The 19,200-nt window shown below is 44.0% G+C and carries 17 protein-coding genes; 8 read left to right on the forward strand and 9 right to left on the reverse strand.

Going from position 1 to position 19,200, the window contains the following annotated elements; translation table 11 throughout:
• Both F7R58_RS07055 and F7R58_RS07060 read right to left on the reverse strand, forming a co-directional pair.
• Complete coding sequence (locus F7R58_RS07055; RefSeq protein WP_158064230.1) at window positions 1-1,158, reverse strand: hypothetical protein; 1,158 nt, start codon at window positions 1,156-1,158, stop codon at window positions 1-3.
• An 11-nt stretch (window positions 1,159-1,169) separates the two neighbouring features.
• Window positions 1,170-2,357 (reverse strand): exo-beta-N-acetylmuramidase NamZ domain-containing protein, encoded by a 1,188-nt coding sequence (locus F7R58_RS07060; protein ID WP_229723870.1) that lies wholly within the window; start codon window positions 2,355-2,357, stop codon window positions 1,170-1,172.
• 4 nt (window positions 2,358-2,361) lie between these two features.
• Here F7R58_RS07060 and F7R58_RS07065 point away from each other — a divergent pair, with 4 nt between their 5' ends.
• Window positions 2,362-3,591 carry an ABC transporter permease gene (locus F7R58_RS07065; protein ID WP_158064232.1) on the forward strand — a complete coding sequence of 410 codons (1,230 nt, stop codon included), beginning with the start codon at window positions 2,362-2,364 and terminating at the stop codon, window positions 3,589-3,591.
• 17 nt (window positions 3,592-3,608) lie between these two features.
• Window positions 3,609-4,592: a PLP-dependent cysteine synthase family protein gene (locus tag F7R58_RS07070; protein WP_158064233.1), complete on the forward strand. Its 984-nt coding sequence runs from the start codon at window positions 3,609-3,611 to the stop codon at window positions 4,590-4,592.
• A 103-nt stretch (window positions 4,593-4,695) separates the two neighbouring features.
• Here F7R58_RS07070 and F7R58_RS07075 read toward each other — a convergent pair whose 3' ends face one another.
• Window positions 4,696-5,001, reverse strand: coding sequence for a chaperone modulator CbpM (locus tag F7R58_RS07075; RefSeq protein ID WP_158064234.1), 306 nt, complete (start codon window positions 4,999-5,001; stop codon window positions 4,696-4,698).
• A complete protein-coding gene (locus F7R58_RS07080) occupies window positions 4,998-5,921 on the reverse strand; it encodes a DnaJ C-terminal domain-containing protein (protein ID WP_158064235.1) in 924 nt (307 codons plus the stop codon). The genes F7R58_RS07075 and F7R58_RS07080 overlap by 4 nt, the downstream gene beginning before the upstream one ends.
• A gap of 71 nt (window positions 5,922-5,992) precedes the next feature.
• On the opposite strand from F7R58_RS07080, the gene F7R58_RS07085 reads away from it, so the two are divergent.
• The 4 genes from F7R58_RS07085 (at window position 5,993) to F7R58_RS07105 (ending at window position 11,298) form a co-directional block, all read left to right on the forward strand.
• Complete coding sequence (locus F7R58_RS07085; protein WP_158064236.1) at window positions 5,993-7,216, forward strand: dicarboxylate/amino acid:cation symporter; 1,224 nt, start codon at window positions 5,993-5,995, stop codon at window positions 7,214-7,216.
• Between the two features lie 81 nt (window positions 7,217-7,297).
• Entirely contained in the window at window positions 7,298-8,815 is a 1,518-nt protein-coding gene (locus F7R58_RS07090) for a bifunctional GNAT family N-acetyltransferase/carbon-nitrogen hydrolase family protein (protein ID WP_158064237.1), read from the forward strand.
• Window positions 8,816-8,877: 62 nt separating this feature from the next.
• Window positions 8,878-9,321: a hypothetical protein gene (locus F7R58_RS07095; protein WP_158064238.1), complete on the forward strand. Its 444-nt coding sequence runs from the start codon at window positions 8,878-8,880 to the stop codon at window positions 9,319-9,321.
• Between the two features lie 744 nt (window positions 9,322-10,065).
• Window positions 10,066-11,298 carry a cation:proton antiporter gene (locus F7R58_RS07105; RefSeq protein WP_187695213.1) on the forward strand — a complete coding sequence of 411 codons (1,233 nt, stop codon included), beginning with the start codon at window positions 10,066-10,068 and terminating at the stop codon, window positions 11,296-11,298.
• Between the two features lie 196 nt (window positions 11,299-11,494).
• Here the strand turns inward: F7R58_RS07105 and F7R58_RS07110 are convergent, their stop codons facing one another.
• From F7R58_RS07110 to F7R58_RS07130, 5 genes are all read right to left on the reverse strand, one after another.
• Window positions 11,495-14,002 (reverse strand): M1 family metallopeptidase, encoded by a 2,508-nt coding sequence (locus F7R58_RS07110; RefSeq protein ID WP_158064240.1) that lies wholly within the window; start codon window positions 14,000-14,002, stop codon window positions 11,495-11,497.
• 16 nt (window positions 14,003-14,018) lie between these two features.
• Complete coding sequence (locus tag F7R58_RS07115; protein WP_158064241.1) at window positions 14,019-14,246, reverse strand: hypothetical protein; 228 nt, start codon at window positions 14,244-14,246, stop codon at window positions 14,019-14,021.
• The gene (locus F7R58_RS07120) at window positions 14,243-15,562 is read right to left on the reverse strand and encodes a serine hydrolase domain-containing protein (protein ID WP_158064242.1); all 1,320 of its coding nucleotides are present in this window, start codon (window positions 15,560-15,562) and stop codon (window positions 14,243-14,245) included. Before F7R58_RS07120 ends, F7R58_RS07115 begins: the two co-directional genes overlap by 4 nt.
• Window positions 15,563-15,748: 186 nt before the next feature.
• Window positions 15,749-16,543, reverse strand: coding sequence for a thymidylate synthase (locus F7R58_RS07125; RefSeq protein ID WP_158064243.1), 795 nt, complete (start codon window positions 16,541-16,543; stop codon window positions 15,749-15,751).
• A 49-nt stretch (window positions 16,544-16,592) separates the two neighbouring features.
• Window positions 16,593-17,033, reverse strand: coding sequence for a hypothetical protein (locus tag F7R58_RS07130; RefSeq protein WP_158064244.1), 441 nt, complete (start codon window positions 17,031-17,033; stop codon window positions 16,593-16,595).
• Between the two features lie 295 nt (window positions 17,034-17,328).
• Between F7R58_RS07130 and F7R58_RS07135 the strand changes: the two genes are divergently transcribed.
• On the forward strand, window positions 17,329-17,940 hold the full coding sequence (locus tag F7R58_RS07135; protein WP_158064245.1) for a hypothetical protein: 612 nt from the start codon (window positions 17,329-17,331) through the stop codon (window positions 17,938-17,940).
• 675 nt (window positions 17,941-18,615) lie between these two features.
• Window positions 18,616-19,017: a hypothetical protein gene (locus F7R58_RS07140; protein ID WP_158064246.1), complete on the forward strand. Its 402-nt coding sequence runs from the start codon at window positions 18,616-18,618 to the stop codon at window positions 19,015-19,017.
• The last annotated feature ends 183 nt before the right edge of the window (window positions 19,018-19,200 follow it).

Below are 19,200 nucleotides of genomic sequence, written 5' to 3' on the forward strand. Positions count from 1 at the left end.
CTAGCGTATGGATAACTCGTACGTCTTGCCTGTCTTCTGGTTTACCGCCCGAATGAGCTTTACACCGGCAAACAATCCGTCGCGGTTTTTCAGTGAGGTACAGAGATCCATGGGCAGCACCTCCACCTGATCCAGTGCCACAACATCGTCACCCACCGAAGCCGTTTTCAGGAGAGGCCCCCATAGGGAAGCGATTTTCAGCTTTTTTCCGTCGGCGACCGTGGCTATATTTCTCTTTTCGGCATACATCTGCTGGGGAGTGGCCAGCAAATAGACTTCTTTTCTTTCAAAATCAAAAATAGGGTTCAGTTTTTCCATGATCTCATTGCCTATCTTACTGTCATTGTCTTTGGAGATGAAAACATAATCGTCATGACGGGAAAGGCCGGCAAAGGTGAGAGGATTCTTCAGCCGTACGCGCATCAGGTTCTGGTCATCATTCTGTCCGAACAAAGAATATGCAACCGTACCGCGACCGGTCTCAGTTTCAGCAATCGCGTCCTTCTTCTGCAGTTTCTTACGGTCTGCTTCAGCAAGATAGACGGCACCGGAAAAGCCACTGTCCAGCAGGTAGTTCACCTCTACCGACCCCGAACCCTGATGGCCAAAATAAACAAAAGGGAGCAGCTGCCTGCTCTTGCTGTTCATGCGGAACAGGTTGTGCCTGCTAAGGTCCAGTTTGCTGCGGTCATTGGTTACAATAATGAGCTTCCGGCCAAAATCAATCTGTACAGCGGACTTTGCAAATGAATTAGGCCCGATAATACCTTTCACGCCGAAACATTTGCTAAGGATATTTTCTTCAGGATAATGAATGAAAGTCATGCCGTCAAAATCCAGACTGCCGATCCTGAACTGCTGAGCGGTGATCATGCCCGCCTGAACCTGGTTATTATTAGAGTCACGAATTTTGACAGATGTGCCGGATGCGCTGACGCTGCTTTCACCAAAAAGCACATTGGCAGCTCCCGTATCAAACAGGAATTTTTCAGTATTGTCCCTGTAAAGCACCTCAATAATGATAAACCGGTTTTCATACTCAAAGGGAATTTCCTCGTAATAATTTTCCGCCGTAATTCTGCCCGCATTAAGTGAGGTTTGTGCACTCAGGGCAAACCACTGCATAAAGACAAAAGAAAAGACAATTAAACGGCGCATAAACGGAAATTTTAATTGGGGTATAGAAGGTATCGGGTCCTGATTTTCTCAAATTCAGCCAGGCCCTCCTTCCAGCTGGCCCTGATCTCTTCTTCAGATTTTCCTGCAATGATCTGCCTGCGCAGTTCGTCTGTACCGGCAAGTTTATCAAAAAAGAGATTCTTCAGGAAGAAATCCTGCTGTGGGCTCTTATACTCTTTGTAAGCCTTCAGCAACCACTCCAGATTAATCCTGCGCAAAATTTCACTGTTATCAGATAAGTTCTCACCGTAGCAAAGTTTTCCGTTCAGGAAAGGGTCTTTGGCACCTTCGGTTGGCCGGGGTGTGAACTGATAAGGTAAACTTCTGGTCCAGGGCGAGCCATAGATCTGAAACGGCAATGCTGTACCGCGACCCACAGAAACCTGTGTACCTTCAAAAAAGCAGAGACTTGGATAGAGGTTGACCGCTTTTTCATTTGGAAGGTTGGGCGAAGGTTTTTCCAGCATACCGTAACGCTGGGTCTTATGATACCCCAGCATCGGAATAACGGTATATTTTGCCTTAACTCCGTTTTTCAGCCATTTTTCACCATTCACCATATTTCCGTATTCACCCATAGTAAGTCCATATACCACCGGAACCTTATGCATACCTACAAAACTCGTGAACTTTTCCTTCAGCACAGGGCCATCGGTATAACCGTCGTGCGGGTTGGGCCTGTCCAGCACGATCACTTCCACATTGTTTTCAGCACCTGCTTCCATTACATAGGTCAGTGTGGAGATATACGTATAAAAGCGCACACCGACATCCTGGATGTCGAAAAGGATAACGTCCAGACCTTTCATCTGGTCGGGTGTGGGTTTTTTATTGTTACCGTAGAGGGAAACGATGCGGATACCTGTTCTGGTATCTACTCCGCTCTTTACATGTTCACCAGCATCTGCAGTTCCGCGAAAGCCGTGTTCCGGCGCAAAGATGGACTTGATTTTAATGTCATTCTTTACCAGGAAATCCACAAGGTGTGTGCGGTCTTTCAGCAGGCCTGTCTGGTTGGTTACTATTCCTACATTTTTATTTTTAAGAAGAGGAAGATAGAGCTCATGCCTGTCGGCAGCAGCCAGAAAACAGTCTGTCTTTTGGGCACTTAAGGGGTTTATTGCTAAAAATATTAGGCAAATAAGAACTAAATCTCTAATTTTGGCAGCTAAAATTATCTGCTTGAAGTTTCCGTTATATTTTTCCAAAAAAATAGCTTTTTCCAAAGATAACAAAAATAATCTCTCACGGATTATCATCTTTATCGGCAGGCTTTCTGTAGCTCTCGGCATCATTGTCTCCCTGCTCACAGTTTCTGTAGGATTCGGCTCCAAGGAAGCCATCAAACTGCGGATGGCCGATTTCAGCGGACATATTAACATAAAATCCAAGCGCTCCAATTCTTCTTACGATTCCTCGGTTCTGGACAAAAACGGTCTCGACCTCAAGAAAATAAGGGCCAATCCCGATGTAGCTACAGCGCAGAACTATGTAAGCGCAAGCGGCATTCTTCGGAATGAGCACAACTTTGCCGGCGTGGTAATGAAGGGCATTGGAAAAGATTTTGATCACGACCGCTTCAGGAAATTCATCATTAGCGGTACAACGCCAAAGGTCACCGAAGATGGCTATAATAACGGTGTGGTAATTTCTGAGAAGATTGCCAGTGACCTGCATTTAGGTGTGAAAGACAGCATAGTTGCTATATTTTCAAAACAGAACCAACAGCCCATTTACAGGAATTTTGAGGTGGTGGGCATTTACAAGACCGACATCAAGATGATTGACGACCAGTTTATCCTGGGCGACATCAACCATGCGCGCAAAATCCTGGATATGAAAAAGGATGACGTGGGCGGCATTGATATTTTCCTGAAAAATGTTGATGACATTGAAAACGCAGCGCCCGAAATTGAACGCAGTGTAGGCCTGAAGAACTATACCGAAAAAGCTACTGAAAAATACCCGCAAATCGTAGACTGGATCAATATCTTCGACAATAATATCGCGGTAATCATCGTCATCATGCTCATTGTAGTGATCATTAACATCGTAATGGTGCTGCTGATCCTGATTATTGAAAGGACGAATTCCATAGGTTTGCTTAAGACTTTGGGTGCCAGCAACGCTCAGATCCGGATGCTATTCATTTATTACACCTTGCTGATCATGGTACCGGGACTGGTGTTTGGCAATCTGATCGGTCTGGTCCTGCTTGGGCTACAGGAGGTTTTCGGAATTATTGAGCTTAATCCGGAGAACTATTATATCAGTACAGTTCCGGTGGACCTTAATCCGCTGATTCCCCTGGTTATTTCGGCAGGAATCCTTTTGGTGTCGGCATTCGCTATGATATTCCCGAGCTATCTGATCTCCAAGATATCGCCGGCCAAATCCATTAAATACACATAAAAATAAAAAGTTCAGATATGAAATTTGCAAATAATATATTAGAAACCATTGGCAATACACCTCTGGTAAAACTCAATAAAGTTTTGGGCGAAGATTTCCCGGCTTTGGTTTTGGCGAAAGTGGAGACCTTTAACCCCGGAAACTCCGTGAAAGACCGTATGGCCGTAAAGATGATTGAGGATGCGGAAAAAGACGGCCGTCTGAAACCCGGCGGAACGATCGTGGAAGGAACTTCCGGAAATACAGGAATGGGACTGGCCCTGGCAGCAATCGTAAAAGGTTATAAATGTATTTTCGTAACTAACGACAAGCAGTCCAAGGAGAAATGTGATATCCTTCGCGCCGTAGGTGCCGAGGTGATTGTTTGCCCTACTGATGTGACGCCGGATGATCCGCGTTCCTACTACTCTGTTTCCAAAAGTCTGGCAGAGCAGACAGAAAATGGCTGGTACGTGAACCAATATGACAACCTTTCCAACCGCGAGACCCATTATGAACAAACAGCACCGGAAATCTGGGAACAGACAGAAGGTAAACTGACGCATTTTGTGGCCGGCGCCGGAACAGGAGGTACCGTTACAGGCTGCGGCAGATTCTTTAAAGAGCGCAATCCCAATATCCACATTACTGGTGTGGATACTTACGGTTCCATACTGAAGGAAATTCACGAAACCGGTGAAATCCATCCGGAAAATGCTTATGCCTATATTACTGAAGGGATTGGTGAAGACATTCTGCCGGAAAACTACGACATGAGCGTCATTGACCATTTTGAAAAGGTGACGGACAAGGACGGTGCCGTCTATGCCAGGAAACTGGCTAAAGAAGAGGGTATTTTCTGCGGCTATTCAGCAGGAAGCGCCATCGCTGCACTGAAGCAGATGCAGGATAAATTCACGAAGGACGATATCATTGTAGTGCTGCTGCACGATCACGGCTCCCGTTATGTAGGCAAGATCTATAACGACGACTGGATGAAACAGATGGGCTGGCTGGATTAATTTTAAGAAAACAAGATTTCATAATAAACCCCTTTGGCTTTTGCTTAAGGGGTTTTATCTTATGTGGTGATCTTTAATTAGCTGCAACTTCAGATCGACTAAGCTATTCTTCTTCATTTCCGAAAATGAAATTGTGTCCTTTCCGGTAGAAAAGGTTTCTTTTCTCTGCCTGCAGCGTTTCAATCTGGTCCAGCAAATGGCTGATGACTTCCAGTCCCGGCAGGTTCACCTCCAGGTCATAATGCCAGTTTACAAAGCGTTCAAACGCCGGTAAATCGTCATAATACAGGTATTTCACCTCGTCTTCAGTTTCCGTTTTCAACAGTCCGGATTCTTCAAGCTCATCAAAAAAATTGATTTCTATATTGTAGAGCGTTACAAGCTCCTCACGTGATATTCTCTGGCTCATTTCCTAAGTTTTTGAAGTTCTGCAAACAGTTCCTTTTCCCGCGCCGTCAGATTTTTCGGCAACTCAATATTGTAGCTAACATATAGGTCACCATATTGACCCTCTTTTTTGTAGACCGGAAATCCTTTACCTTTCAGCCGGGCTTTTGTACAATTTTGGGTTTCGGGTTTCACCTTCAGGTTTACTTCACCATCCAGGGTTTTCACCTTTACGTCGCCTCCTAACATCGCGGTATAAAGATCGATTGTAACCACAGCGGCCAGGTCATCCCCGTTTCGTGTAAAATGGGGGTCTTCCGCTATGGCGAAAGTGATATAGAGGTCGCCGCTGGGTCCGCCGTTATATCCGGGATTTCCGTGCCCGGCAAGTTTTATCTTTTGCCCGTCATGAACTCCGGCCGGAATGGTGATCCTGACTTTCTTACCGTTGATTTCAAACGTTTGCTGATGCGTTCGTGCGGCATCTCTCAAATGAAGCTGCAGTTCTGCAGAAATATCCTGCCCCCTGAATTTCCCGGAGGCAGAGCCACGCGCATTCCTGAAGCCTCCTCCACCGCCACCAAACATGCTCTGAAAGAAATCTGAAAAGTCTTCGCCCTCACCAAAATCAGCACCTGAAAATCCACCGAAATCACCGGTGCCCTGTGCCTGCTTTTGCCTGCGTTGCTGTTGCTGTGCTCTTTCGTACTCTTCGCCGTGCTGCCAGTGCTCGCCGTATTTATCATATTTTGAACGGTTTTCAGCGTTGCTCAGGACTTCATTGGCCTCATTGATTTCCTTAAATTTTCTCTCGGCCTCTTTATCGCCCGGATTCACATCCGGGTGATACTTGCGGGCCAGTTTTCTGTAGGCCTTTTTTACCTCCTCGGGCGTGGCTGTTTTGGCTATTCCAAGTATTTTGTAGTAATCTATATATGCCATTTTATGTGGGGCTTTCTTCAAAATTACAGATTTTACAACATAATTTCAATTAACTTTGAAAAAAAGTCTTTATGAATTCAGTGCTGAAAAACTATTCAGGCCTTCTGCTTTTACTGGCCGGGATAATTGCGGGCAGTCTTTTGGGCATTTTCTGGCCGCAGGCAGTAGAATATCTTAAACCGCTGGGCGATATTTTCCTGAATCTCCTTTTCGTAAGTGTAGTACCGCTGGTATTTTTCGCGGTGGCCAATTCCATTGCGTCACTGGAGCAGCAGTCGCGTTTCGGCCGCATTATTTTCAGCATGGCCGGTACCTTTCTTTTTACCATCCTTATTGCGGCTATTTTTACAGTAGGTGTGGTTTACTTCTTCCCTACCGAAGCGCTGCCTTCAACTGGGGAAGCTTTACCTGCTTCAGACGACAGCTGGAGCGACCGATTGGTCAGGTTTTTCTCAGTGGGCGAATTCACAGAACTCTTTTCCAGGCGAAATATGCTGGCGCTGCTCATCTTTGCCTTTCTTACCGGAATGGCAGCGCGCAAAAGCGGCGCGGCAGGCCAACCTTTCAGCCTTTTTCTGGCTTCAGGGTACGAGGTGATGAAGGAACTGCTGTTAATGGTGATGAAAGCTGCGCCAATAGGTTTGGGTGCTTATTTCGCCTATCAGGTAGCAACTGTTGGTCCTCAGCTTTTTGGGTTCTATGCGAAGCCACTCGGACTTTATTATGCCGCCGGTACTGTTTATTTCATTGTCTTCTTCTCCCTTTATGCATTTATGGCTATGGGTCCGGATGGTATCCGCAGATTCTGGAAAAACAATATCTATCCGGGTCTTACTGCAATTTCCACCTGCAGCAGTTTTGCAACGATGCCGGCTAACCTGCAGGCAGCATCAAGGATAGGAGTACCGGCTACCATAGCGAATATTGTGATTCCACTGGGCAGCACCCTGCACAAAGACGGTTCGTCCATGTCGTCCATCATCAAGATCTATGTGGCGTTCCTGATTATCGGGCAGGATTTTTTTGACCCAATTAACTTACTCTTAGCCTTAGGAATTACTGTCTTTGTTAGCATTGTTGCCGGAGGTATACCCAATGGCGGATATGTAGGCGAAATGCTGATGATTTCAGTATACCAGCTGCCGGTAGAAGCCATTCCCGCGGTTATGATTTTGGGCACACTGGTAGATCCGCTGGCTACGCTTTTGAATTCAACCGGCGATACAGTGGCCTCCATGCTGGTAACCCGAATTACAGGCGAGAAATTCATTGAAGGTGAGGAAATACCTCTTTAATCTGAAACTTCTTACGGAATAATTTTTGAGTGTCGGTGCGCAACCGTAAACGGAACCTAATTACACAAAAATATTTTTTTTATGCAGATAGACATCAGACCCCTGGCAATTGAAGACTATGACGAGCTTCGCGAAACAATGAAGAAGGCTTATCCTACCATGTCCGAGAGCATCTGGTCCAAAAAGAGCATACAAAAGTTGCTGCGAATCTTCCCGGACGGACAGATCTGTATCACCGTAGACGGTAAAATTGCGGCAGTATCGCTGGCACTTATCGTTCAGTATAAAATGTTCGGCGACGATCATACTTATAAAGAAATTACCGGCAACTATACATTCAGCACTCACTCGGACACGGGTGATGTGCTTTACGGAATTGAAGTTTTTGTGGATCCTGAGTACCGGAAATTAAGGCTTGCACGCCGGCTGTACGATGCACGGAAGGAACTTTGCGAAACCCGCAACCTGAAATCTATTATGGTGGGCGGACGGATCCCGAACTACCACCTGCACAGTGCCGAACTTTCGCCTCGTGAGTACATTCAGCAGGTGCGGAAAAAAGAAATTTACGATCCGGTCCTGAGTTTTCAGCTGTCCAATAACTTCCTGCCGGTACGCATTCTGAAAAATTACCTGCCGGAAGATTTGCATTCCAAGGAAAACGCGGTACTTCTGCAATGGAATAATATATACTACAGCAACAAGCCCAATACAATGCAGGATTCCGTTATCCGTCTGGGACTTGTGCAGTGGCAGATGAGACATTTCAAAACAGTTGATGCCTTTTATGAGCAGGTTGAATTCTTTGTGAATGTAATGGCCGATTATAAATCGGACTTCATTATGTTTCCTGAGTTTTTCAACACGCCGCTGCTGGCTCCTTTCAATCATCTTTCGGAAAGGGAAAGTATGTTTAAACTGGCGGAACTGACAGAAGAAATAAAGAATAAGATCTCCGAACTGGCCATTGGCTATAATATCAACATTATCGCCGGCTCCATGCCGATTGTGGAAAATGATGACCTGTACAATATAAGCTATCTGCTGCACCGAGACGGTCGGATAGACGAGCACCGAAAAATCCACATTACCCCTAATGAGAAGAAATTTTATGGGATGAAAGGCGGTAACGAGATTAAAGTAATTGACACCGACTGCGGAAAAGTTGGTTTGGTGATCTGCTACGACGTAGAGTTTCCGGAACTGCCAAGAATCCTGGCCGACCAGGGCATGAAAATCCTTTTCGTTCCCTACCTCACCGACACGCAAAACGCCTATACACGGGTGCGGCACTGCGCTGCGGCACGGGCGATTGAAAATGAGTGTTATGTGGCAATAGCCGGTTGTGTGGGCAACCTTCCGGGGGTTAACAATATGGACATCCAGTTTGGTCAGGCAGCCGTCTTTACGCCTTCCGACTTTGCTTTTCCGTCTAATGCCATTAAAGGAGAAGCTACCCCAAACACGGAAACGACCCTGATTGTAGATGTAGACCTCAATTTACTTAAGGAACTTCACCACTACGGCGCCGTACGTACCATGAGCGACCGAAGGACAGATCTTTACGATACGGTGAATTTAAAGGGTGAGGTGGACTGAAATCCCGGGACCATATGAGGAAATTTATAAAGGTCTGAATGCTGAAAATCTGAAAAAGGGGTATGACACTCAAAAGGAAAGAGGAGCGAACAGTTGGTAATTACGCAGGTTCTTATTTTGAGGTTGATCATAACATAAACAACTTGATTTTCTCAAAACATGTACTTGTTTATGGCGATGACAAATTTACTGTTATGATTAATGGAATTTTTCCTAAAGATTCTGTTGAGCTTGGCTGGCAAATCCATAACAGCATATTTAGTATCACTATTGACTCTTCGATAAATGTTGATCCGAGATCAGATTTGGACTATTCGTTGGATGAAAGTGGTACAAATCTTAGGTTTAAGTCAGTTATGGGGAATGGCATGCTGTTTAATCGGGACGGTAAAACTCCCACTGAATGTTATGATAAAGCTACCGTAATTACGGACAGGTCATTTGCAAAAATGACAATTGCAGACAAAAAACTTTTTTCCATAACGCGGTTAAAGAAATATCCCTGAAGATTATTCCGTAATCGTTTCGAAAGGAATTAATAAAATAGAGATTGGTGGCTTAATTGGATACGAACTTTTTGCGAAGAATAATGATAAACCTGAACAAGAAATCTACCAGGTAATACTATTCACGGAAGAAGGTCAGTATTATGTCTTTCTCGCGTCCTTTCTCGCATACAGTAAAGATGCAATACAGGACGTTAAAAAATTAATACAGTCATTTAGAGGAAAAAATTAAAAAAATAAGAAGGTGACTCGTTAAGAATTTCCTTTCCTGAAGCCGGCATGCCGGCATGAACAAGCACCCAATCGGACCCAGGAAAGCCTGTCATCATTAGATTTACAATCTGGTTCGTGTCATAAGCAACATATGGTGTCACTTTACGAAACTTCCCACTGTCCACGGAGTCATATGGATTATTTTAGGATCTCAACTATGTCCATAACGCTGATTTTCAGATGCTACGGCAAAATTACTGCCATGGCACCCTCTTTCAAACCCTATAATGAAGAAGTAGAAACCTTTCGGAACAGATCTTTTCAAAATTATTACTTTCTTTAATCACGAGATAAAAGTTGTATGACGGTAAGACGACGGCACTTCGTTTAGACCCCTGTGTCTGCGGGACGTATCGCGGGGGCAAAATAAGAGTATGGCAAGAAAAAATGCATGGTTTTTGTTAAAAGAAAGGCTTTAGCAGGAGTGGCATCAGCCGTTTGATGCATAACCCTAATCAAATAAAACTAACCATGACTGACCTGTTTGTTCTGGAACCCTATAATTATTTCCTGCTGGCCGCAGGAGTCATAACGTTGCTTGCGGCATTAATTCCGAACGTTTTCCGAAAGACACACCTTACACCCCCTATTGTTTATCTGGTGGTCGGAGCTCTGATTGCTTTTACCGGAAGGGAGTACACCGATTTTGACGTCATGCAGCATTCGGACATTATCCGGAGGTTATCGGAATTTGTGGTAATTGTCGCATTAACCAATGCAGGATTAAAGATAAGAGAACCATTTTCCTGGAAGAGTTGGAAATATGCCTTTCGGTTGCTTGTCATTACCATGCCACTTACCATCATTGGCGCAGCATATGCGGGTTGGTGGTTCATGGGTCTTGCGCCCGCTGCCGCTGTTCTCTTTGGTGCATTGATCTCTCCCACTGATCCGGTACTGGCCGCTGATTTACAGACCAGCCGTCCCAGCAAAAAAGATCTTTCACCTATCCGTTTGGGGCTTACTTCGGAGGCAGGGCTGAACGATGGCCTGGCCTTCCCCTTCACCTATTTCGCTATTTTTATGGCAGCACAGGGACTGGACTACACCCAGTGGATTTCCGAGTGGTTCTATATAGAAGTTCTGTACAAAATTGTAGCCGGAACACTTATTGGCGGCATTACGGGGTGGCTTTTGTATATACTGATTTTCACAATGACTTCTGATAATCATCATTCGCACATCAGCCGGGGAATACTGTCGCTGGCCGTTACGCTTATCCCCTATGGGATTACGGAGCTTATGGGCGGCTACGGATTTATTGCCGTTTTCGTAGCTGCATGCGTTTTCAGTTATCGTGAGGAGAAGGTAAAGCACATGGATAACCTGCACGACTTTACCGAGGAAATTGAACGCATCTTCGTAGCCCTGCTTTTTGTTGTCATTGGAATTTACGTCTATGCCACCTTTGAGAACCTGTTGGTTTGGAAAACGATTGTGACTGCTTTGGCAGTACTGCTGTTCATAAGGCCACTTGCGGGATGGATTGCCCTGCGAGGAACCGACCTGTCTGCTTTTCAGAAATTTGTCCTTTCCTTCTACGGAATCCGTGGCGTCGGGTCAATTTTCTACCTCATGTATGCGTTTGGCCAAGCAGATTTCCCGAATTCTACGGAGCTTATTCAGGTTACTACGGTAGTAATTGTTTTATCAGTGCTTATTCACGGTCTCTCGGCTGCAGCCATCCAGAAAAGGCTCAGTTAACGGAGTTGTTTTATAAAAGTCGATGTTGAAACGAATGGACTGACTGATCTAACTCTTTATAAGGATAAATTTATTATAATCCTGCCGAAGCGGAAGTTACAGGTTTTCCGTATCAAGCGATGGAATTGTAAGAAAACTGAATACTAAAAAAGGCTGCTCCCTGGGGAACAGCCTTCTGCGTTTATCTATATTATAATTACTTATAGGCCTCAATGGCTTTATTGATAAGATCTACCTGCTGATTGATGGTTGGGCTTGCCGGATTGGCTTTCAGCACACCCATCTTTTTCTGCAGCCCGTCCTTCAGCATCTGGCTGATCATCATTTTAGCCTGCGGGTTCTGGCCGATCTGCCCCTTGGCCTGCATCAGAATCTTGGTCAGGTTTTCGGTAGCTTTCAGATTGTCGGAGGTCATGATCCAGTTGAATCCTTCCTCCGCGCTGGTGCCCAACTGTGGATTCTGGAATTTAATAAAAGGATAAAAGGCCACTGTAGAAGCGATGGCGTGCATCTGCTTTTCTATCTTATTCTTTACGATCAGTGGCAGAAGCTCGGTCATCAGATCTTCCCCTGCGCTCTCCAGGTCAATTTTGTCGGCCAGGGCACCTACACGCGAAGGATCGATTCCGGCGATTGCGGCCAGTGAACTGGCTTTAACCGAATTGGAAACAGCGCTTATGCCTTTCTCGAATACCGGCAGGTACTTCTTGTTCTTTGTCTTTGCCAATGCTGAAATGGCCGCAGCCTGTACCAGCGTCTTCGGATCGTTTGAGGCCAGCTTTTCAACTTCGCCCAATGCAGCTTTACAGTGATCAGCTTTAGAAAGGTCCAGACCGGCCAGAGCGCGCATCCGGATTCGGAAGTTGGGATCTTTAAGTGCCGCAGTTATGGTTTTTAAAGATGCCGCCTGTGCGGAATTCTCTGCAGCATTATCTACGGCTTTATAACGGCTTAAAAACTCTTTGGAGCCGGAATACTGCATGAAATACTGCTCCGGAGTTTTGTTCTCAGTAATTTCCGCCAGCAGCACACCGTCCGCATTCAGATTGATGAAATCCGGGTTTTTCGCTACAGGAAAGCTGAAGATATTACGTGATTTGGCATTCACCCATACATTGCGGCGCGTGGGCTTTCCGTTTTCGTAAACATCAACCGCCAGTGGAAATTCGAAAGCGTCGCCTGCCTGGTTTTGGCTTAAAGTGACCGTTACCTGCTTTTTAACAGGCTCATACGTGGTTGTATAAGACAGTTTTGGATGTCCGCTGCCATAAAACCACTGATTGAAGAACCAGTTCAGGTCCTTACCCGAAACTTTCTCCAGCGAAAGTCTTACCTGTGAGGCTTCGCCGGTGCCATATTCATTGGTTTTCAGGTAATCATTTAGTCCAGCGTAAAAAGCGTCATCACCCAGATAATTCCTGAGCATATGCAGGATGGAACCGCCTTTATTGTAAGAAACACCGTCGAACATATCCTCTTTGGAGTGATAGTTAAATCGGACAAGGTCTTTGGTAATGTTGGCAGGATCCGCATAATAACCCTGAGCAGCCTTCATCAGCGTATAATCGGCGTAATCCTTCCCGTACTTATGCTCATTCCAGAGGTATTCCGAATAATTGGCGAAAGATTCATTCACGGTCAGGTTGCTCCAGCTTTCTGTGGTCACGATATTTCCGAACCAATGATGGAACGCTTCATGGGCAATCACATCTTCCCAGCGGTTTTCATCAATAAGGTCGCCGGGCTTCTGCTGGGCAGCTTCCTGGTGCAGCACAGCTGTGGTGTTTTCCATGGCACCCGATACATAATCGCGGGCAGTGATCTGTGCATACTTTGACCAGGGATAGTCATATTTAAGTTTAGTGGAGAAAAATTCCAGCATTTCCGGCGTATTCCCGAAAATCTGTTTTGCATAAGGCTCGTATTCCTTCTCCACATAATAATCTACGGCAATATTTCTCCATTTGTCTTTCACAATGGCATAATCGCCTACCCCCATAAAGAAAAGGTAAGGCGCATGCTTTTTGTCCTGCACCCAATGGTCGGTACGCATTCCTTTGCCGTCCTTGACTGAAGATTTCATCAGGCCGTTGGAAAGGGTCACATACTTATCAGGAACTGTCATGTAAATTTCCTGCGTGGTTTTCTGGTTAGGTTTATCCACGGTTGGGAACCAGGCGGAGCTGGCTTCGGTTTCACCCTGGGTCCAGATCTGCACCGGTTTATCTGGGTCAGTACCCTGTGCATTTACAAAATAAAGCCCTTTTGCATCAGTAATCGCGGCACTGCCGGTCTGTGTAACCTCATTGGGTCTGGCCGTGTACTTTATGTACATCGTATAATCCTGGGTCCTGTTGTAGCTTTTATCCAGATTGATCTTCAGTATATCATTGCTGTAGGTATATTTAAGCGGAGATCTGGCACCGCTTTTTTCCAGCGCAACTTCGTGAATGAGCATGGCTTTCGCGTCCAGGACCAGGGAGTCGGAGTTGTAAAAATAAGGAGATGCCGTAATCCAGGCCTCGCCGTTCATTTGCTCCTTTGCATAGTCAAAGTTTACGCGCAGTTTGGTATGCTTAAGTTCTGTAGATTTGGTATGTGTGGCACGGTAGATTTCATTTCTGCCTGAAGTTTCGGTCTGCGCGCGCAGCTGTCCCGTAAACAGGATTCCGAGCAGCGAAACCGCTACAATTAATTTCTTCATATAAAAATTGGTTGGATTATTTTGATTTTGGATGAATGAGGATGTCGAAGATGTCATTCACAATATCCTCGTACTGCCCTTTCTTCAGTTGCTCCTTACTCTTGTTGAATGCTTTCTTCAATTCACTCTCAGGGTTTTCCTCATCGACCGTTTCCACAGTTGCGACCCCTTTAATGTTGAGCAGGATTTCCTGAAGTTTGTCTGTGTCGTAATCATCTTCAGGAACGATTTTCAGGTACTTCATTTCTTGTCTTTTGTAAAAGGGATTTTCATTCCGGACTGCAGCAGGGTCATTTCATTTTTGGAGGTATTGAAATGCAGCTCGATACCGGCAGATTCAAATTTGAAAACGGTCGCGCTTTCAGCATCCAGCGCAAATTCGCTTTGACCGGTAGCCTGCGCAAACAGTTTGCCGTCTCTGGAACGAACGTCAATTTTCAGCGGAATCTGCGTAGACGAATATGTACCTGTAAGTTTATTCAGGTCATCTGTTTTTACAGCAACTGATTTAAATGTTGGGATGTCAAAATCCTTTCCGGTGGCGGCACTTAAGGCGGCGATGGCAATCCTGTTACTGTCGAAGGCACTGCCATTCGAAAGCATGACATAAGTGGTCTTGTTTCCAGGAAAATGATACAGAGCCGAGGTGAACCCGTCAATGCCGCCTGTATGGCCGTAGCCGGTAAGACCGTTGAACGGCACAGAGAAAAGCCCGTAGCCATAACCATCCGTCATCTTCATCATTTTCTCAAGACTTGCTGCTGAAACAACTTTACCGCCGAAGAGCGCGTTGGCAAACTTCAACAGGTCACCGGTTGTGGACACTACGGCACCGGCACCTGTGGGCACCGACATGTCCGTTTCGGCATCTTTAACAAAATTTTCAGCAAAGACATAGGAATAGGCTTCTTTGTTGGCGGGATCAATCGCTTTACCAAAATAGGTATTGTTAAGACCCAGTGGTTTTGTTATTTTCTCCTCAAGCAGTTTAGCATAGGTTTTCCGGTATGCTGTTTCCAGGATATAATTGAGCAGGATGTAATTGGAATTACTGTAACTCATTGACTTACCGGGTTCGAAGTCACTGCCGGCTGCTGTAATTTTGGCCACCATATCTTTTGGTGTAATTGCTTTACTGTTCCAGGTCAGATAATCGGGCAGTGCGGTCACGTTGTGAATTCCGCTCCGGTGGTTCAGCAGATGTTCCAGCGTGATTTTATCGGCATTTTTTATTTGAGGAAAGTATTTGGAAAGCTTTTCGTCAAGTTTCAGTTTATTCTCCTCCACTGCCTTCATGACCAACACGGAGGTAAAGGTTTTAGTGATGGAACCGATCCTGAATCTGGTTTCAGGTGTATTTTTTATCTTATTCTCCACATCAGCATCCCCGAATGCGTTACTGTAAACCGTCTTTCCGTTCTCTGCTACAGCAACAGTTCCCATAAATTTGCGGTTCTGGTCCAGAGCCTGCATAAAACTGTTCATTTTTTGGGTATTGAAACTCTGTGCAAATACCGCCGAAAAAGCAAACACGGCCGAAAGTGTAGCAATTTTATTCATAATGTGGATTTTTGATGTAGAATATTAGTCTGCAAGATCAACTTTAAGTTACAAACGAAAATCCTGAAAAATAACTACAATGACACAATAAGGTGATGAATAAACAGGTCAAACCGCCACAAACTATATCAAACCTTATTCGGGCATGATATTTCAAACTTACACCCGCAGGTACTTTATAACTGATTAAATGGCCACCGGCGCCTTAATACCCGGATAAGGATCGTAATTCTCCAGAGTAAAATCCTCAAAATCAAAACTGAAGATATCCATAACCTCCGGATTAAGCTTCATGATAGGCAAAGCACGGGGCGTGCGCGAAAGCTGTTTATTTACCTGTTCAAAATGGTTGTTGTAGATGTGAACATCACCAAACGTGTGTACATATTCCCCTACTTCCAGGCCGCAGACCTGAGCCACCATCATCTGCAGCAGGGCGTAACTTGCGATATTGAAAGGAACCCCCAGAAACACATCGGCACTGCGCTGATAAAGCTGCAGCGATAGCTTACCGTCGGCCACATAAAACTGGAAAAGGGCGTGACAGGGCGCCAGCGCCATATTAGGGATTTCGGAAACATTCCAGGCGGAAACGATCAGCCTTCGTGAGTCCGGATTTTTCTTTATCTGGTCAATCACCTCGCTGATCTGGTCCACCACTTTACCGTCGGCACCTGTCCAGCTGCGCCACTGTGCGCCGTAAACGGGACCCAGATCGCCATTTTCATCCGCCCACTCGTTCCAGATGGTAACGCCGTTGTCCGTGAGGTATTTGATATTGGTATCACCTTTCAGGAACCAAAGCAATTCGTAGATAATTGATTTTAAGTGAACTTTCTTAGTTGTCACCAACGGGAAGCCTTCGCTAAGGTCATAACGGAGCTGATAACCGAAAACACTCCTTGTACCCGTACCGGTACGGTCGGTTTTGTCGGTTCCGTGGTCGATGATATGCTGAAGAAGATCCTGGTAGTTACGCATGAGGAGGAATAGAATATTAGACTGTAAAAAACCTCAAAAATACGGAATTTCAATCGATACCAACAACCTTTTGAGTGCTGTTATTGAGTGAAAATGTATCGCCGGACCTGCAACCCTGCATGGCTTTTATCAGTGGGGCTTCCGGCGAAACTGTCATAATCTTTCTCCCCTCCAGCTCCAGCTGACCTACAGGCGCGGAAACATAAAACAGCCCGGCGCCGGTTTCCACAAGGGCACCAAGCTCCGCCAATTGACACGGAGCATTGTTAAGCCTTGCAAGTGCATCCATCTGGTTCCGGACCTCGCTGAGTTGGCTCTGCAGGTTACGGATTTCCTGGGCAACCATTTCGCGGCTGGTCTCGTACTTATCACCCATTGAGCTTTTGGTCTCCGAGTTGGCTTCCTGGGTTTGCCGGATGAGTTCATCAAGGGTCCCTGCCTTGGCTGCCAGGCGTTCCTTAACAGTTTTCACGAGTTTTGTTTTATCCATTATTTTGGAAATGAATTCTATTGCCTGGCAATTTAAGGATTTTTAAAATCATTAGGAAAATCACCGTCATTCAACCATTAGATGCGCATTTTGGATATGTTAAAATTTCCAAAAAAACCGGGTTTATCAATCGGAACAATACAAAATGCGGACTTCAAATATAAGCATATAGCCTTAATAATCGGTTAGGTATTGAAGTTTAATAATTTTTTAACAAATAACATTACGACATCAGATAATATACATATATTTACGTGTTATCTGCAATGTTAGAAAAAAACATAAAATATTTGACATGAAAAAAATATTCAGATTTTTACAAATTACTGTATTGATGCACATTTTGATGTCAACTGATTGTGGAGGATTTCCTGAAAATCTCAACACACAGGTTGAAAGTGAAACGAAAATTTATATGAATAATTCTATAAACTTTAAGATAAACGATACAATCTGGATTAATGGTTTTCGCTCTATGAAAAATTATGACACAAGTATTAGTGACTCTATTATTCAAAATTTTACGCCATATACAAATATAGGCATTTCAAAACTTGTTCATAATACTAATTATAATTTAGTTAGAGCAGCAAACAAATTTGAAATTATCTCAATCCAAATGTCACCAGAAGATTTTTGTGAAAACAATTCAATCAGAATAATGTCTTCAAACGATGATCTAAATAAACTTTTTAGATATAAAATAGGACTAATTCCTACAGAAAAAGGTGACTTTGTTATAAGTTTAAATGATAAATTTCTATTCCAAAACATTAATAAAAGAAATGATATTTTAGTAGATTATCCTATAAACGATCCATATAAAATGGTTTGGGAAATATGTAATCAAACTGTCCCTCGAAGAGATTTACTTAAAGGAGATATTTTTGTGAAAATTATTGAATAAACACTGCAGATAACATTGTATTTATGTTATGCGGGGTTGAATACTAAATATGAACATTTGTCAAAATAATTCCGCAAAAAATGCTTTTTCTTTTCCTAAGTTTCGTATTTTAGCAAAAGAAAAAAGCATTTTTGCTAAGGTTGGAAATCACTGAAAACCCAGTCATAGAAAGCCCGCACAACAAAAATACTTTTTCCGTTGTAGGTAACGCCACTGACAGTCTTGCCGCCGATAGTAAATCCCAAAAACACCCTTCTTTTCTCCCGAAACCGACCTGAAATCGACCAACCTCATGAGCTTAAACTGGATAGTCATGCAGCGCACTTTGCAGCCGGATTCAAGATCCTGAAAAATAACGCTACCTACAACACGGCATTTCTGTAACCGGGGCTGAAGTTTACCTCATGAAGACTTTCGCCGACTGTTCTTTTTGTTATATTTACAAAAACTTACCTTAAAAGTCCCGGCTACAGAAATGCCCGGGACGTTATAGCCAATGGTAGAAAGACGACATAGCAAATTCGGACAGACACACGTAAAAATAATTCGATGTGACAGTCCTTGATTTGAATTCCACAACTTATGGATAAAAAGTGGATACCAGCAACCACTCGAAAAAAACGGGGCGTATCCGAAAAGCCATACGAGTAGGACAAACAATTAAAATTCAAAAAAATGAGAACAATTAAAAATTTAGCAATTATCGGAGTTGTTGCACTAATGACATCTTGTGCATCAACCGCAAAGTTTCCAATTTCAAGCACTGTTCCTGCTGCTGATATCACAGCAAAGAAAAAGCAAGACAAGAACAAAAATTATATGATTGAAGTAACTGCAAAGAATTTAGCAGAGGCAATTAGATTAAACCCTCCAAAAAACAATTACAGTGTTTGGATAGTTGCAGAAAACGGAACCACTAAAAATTTAGGTCAATTAGTTAATAAAAATGCAAAAGAAGCATCTTTAAAAACAACCACTCCATTTAATGTAAAAGAAATTTTCATCACTGCTGAGGAACAAGGAAATTTAAACTATCCTTCGGGTATTGAAATCTCTAGGACTACTTTCAAAAAGTAGAACTGAAGATAAGATAACCACTGGCTATAACAGGGGTTTTGCAAAAAAGCGGCTTCAGTGCTAACTTAAACATTAGGAAGTCTAATAAACATTTGTGCAAAATTGAACATTTGTGCTTCTAATTCCGCTTCTTCGCAAAGCCCCTAGCCGTTAGCTACAATTTTATGAAAAAATTGTTCAAAT

The organism is Chryseobacterium sp., assembly GCF_008831505.1.
GTDB lineage: Bacteria > Bacteroidota > Bacteroidia > Flavobacteriales > Weeksellaceae > Marnyiella.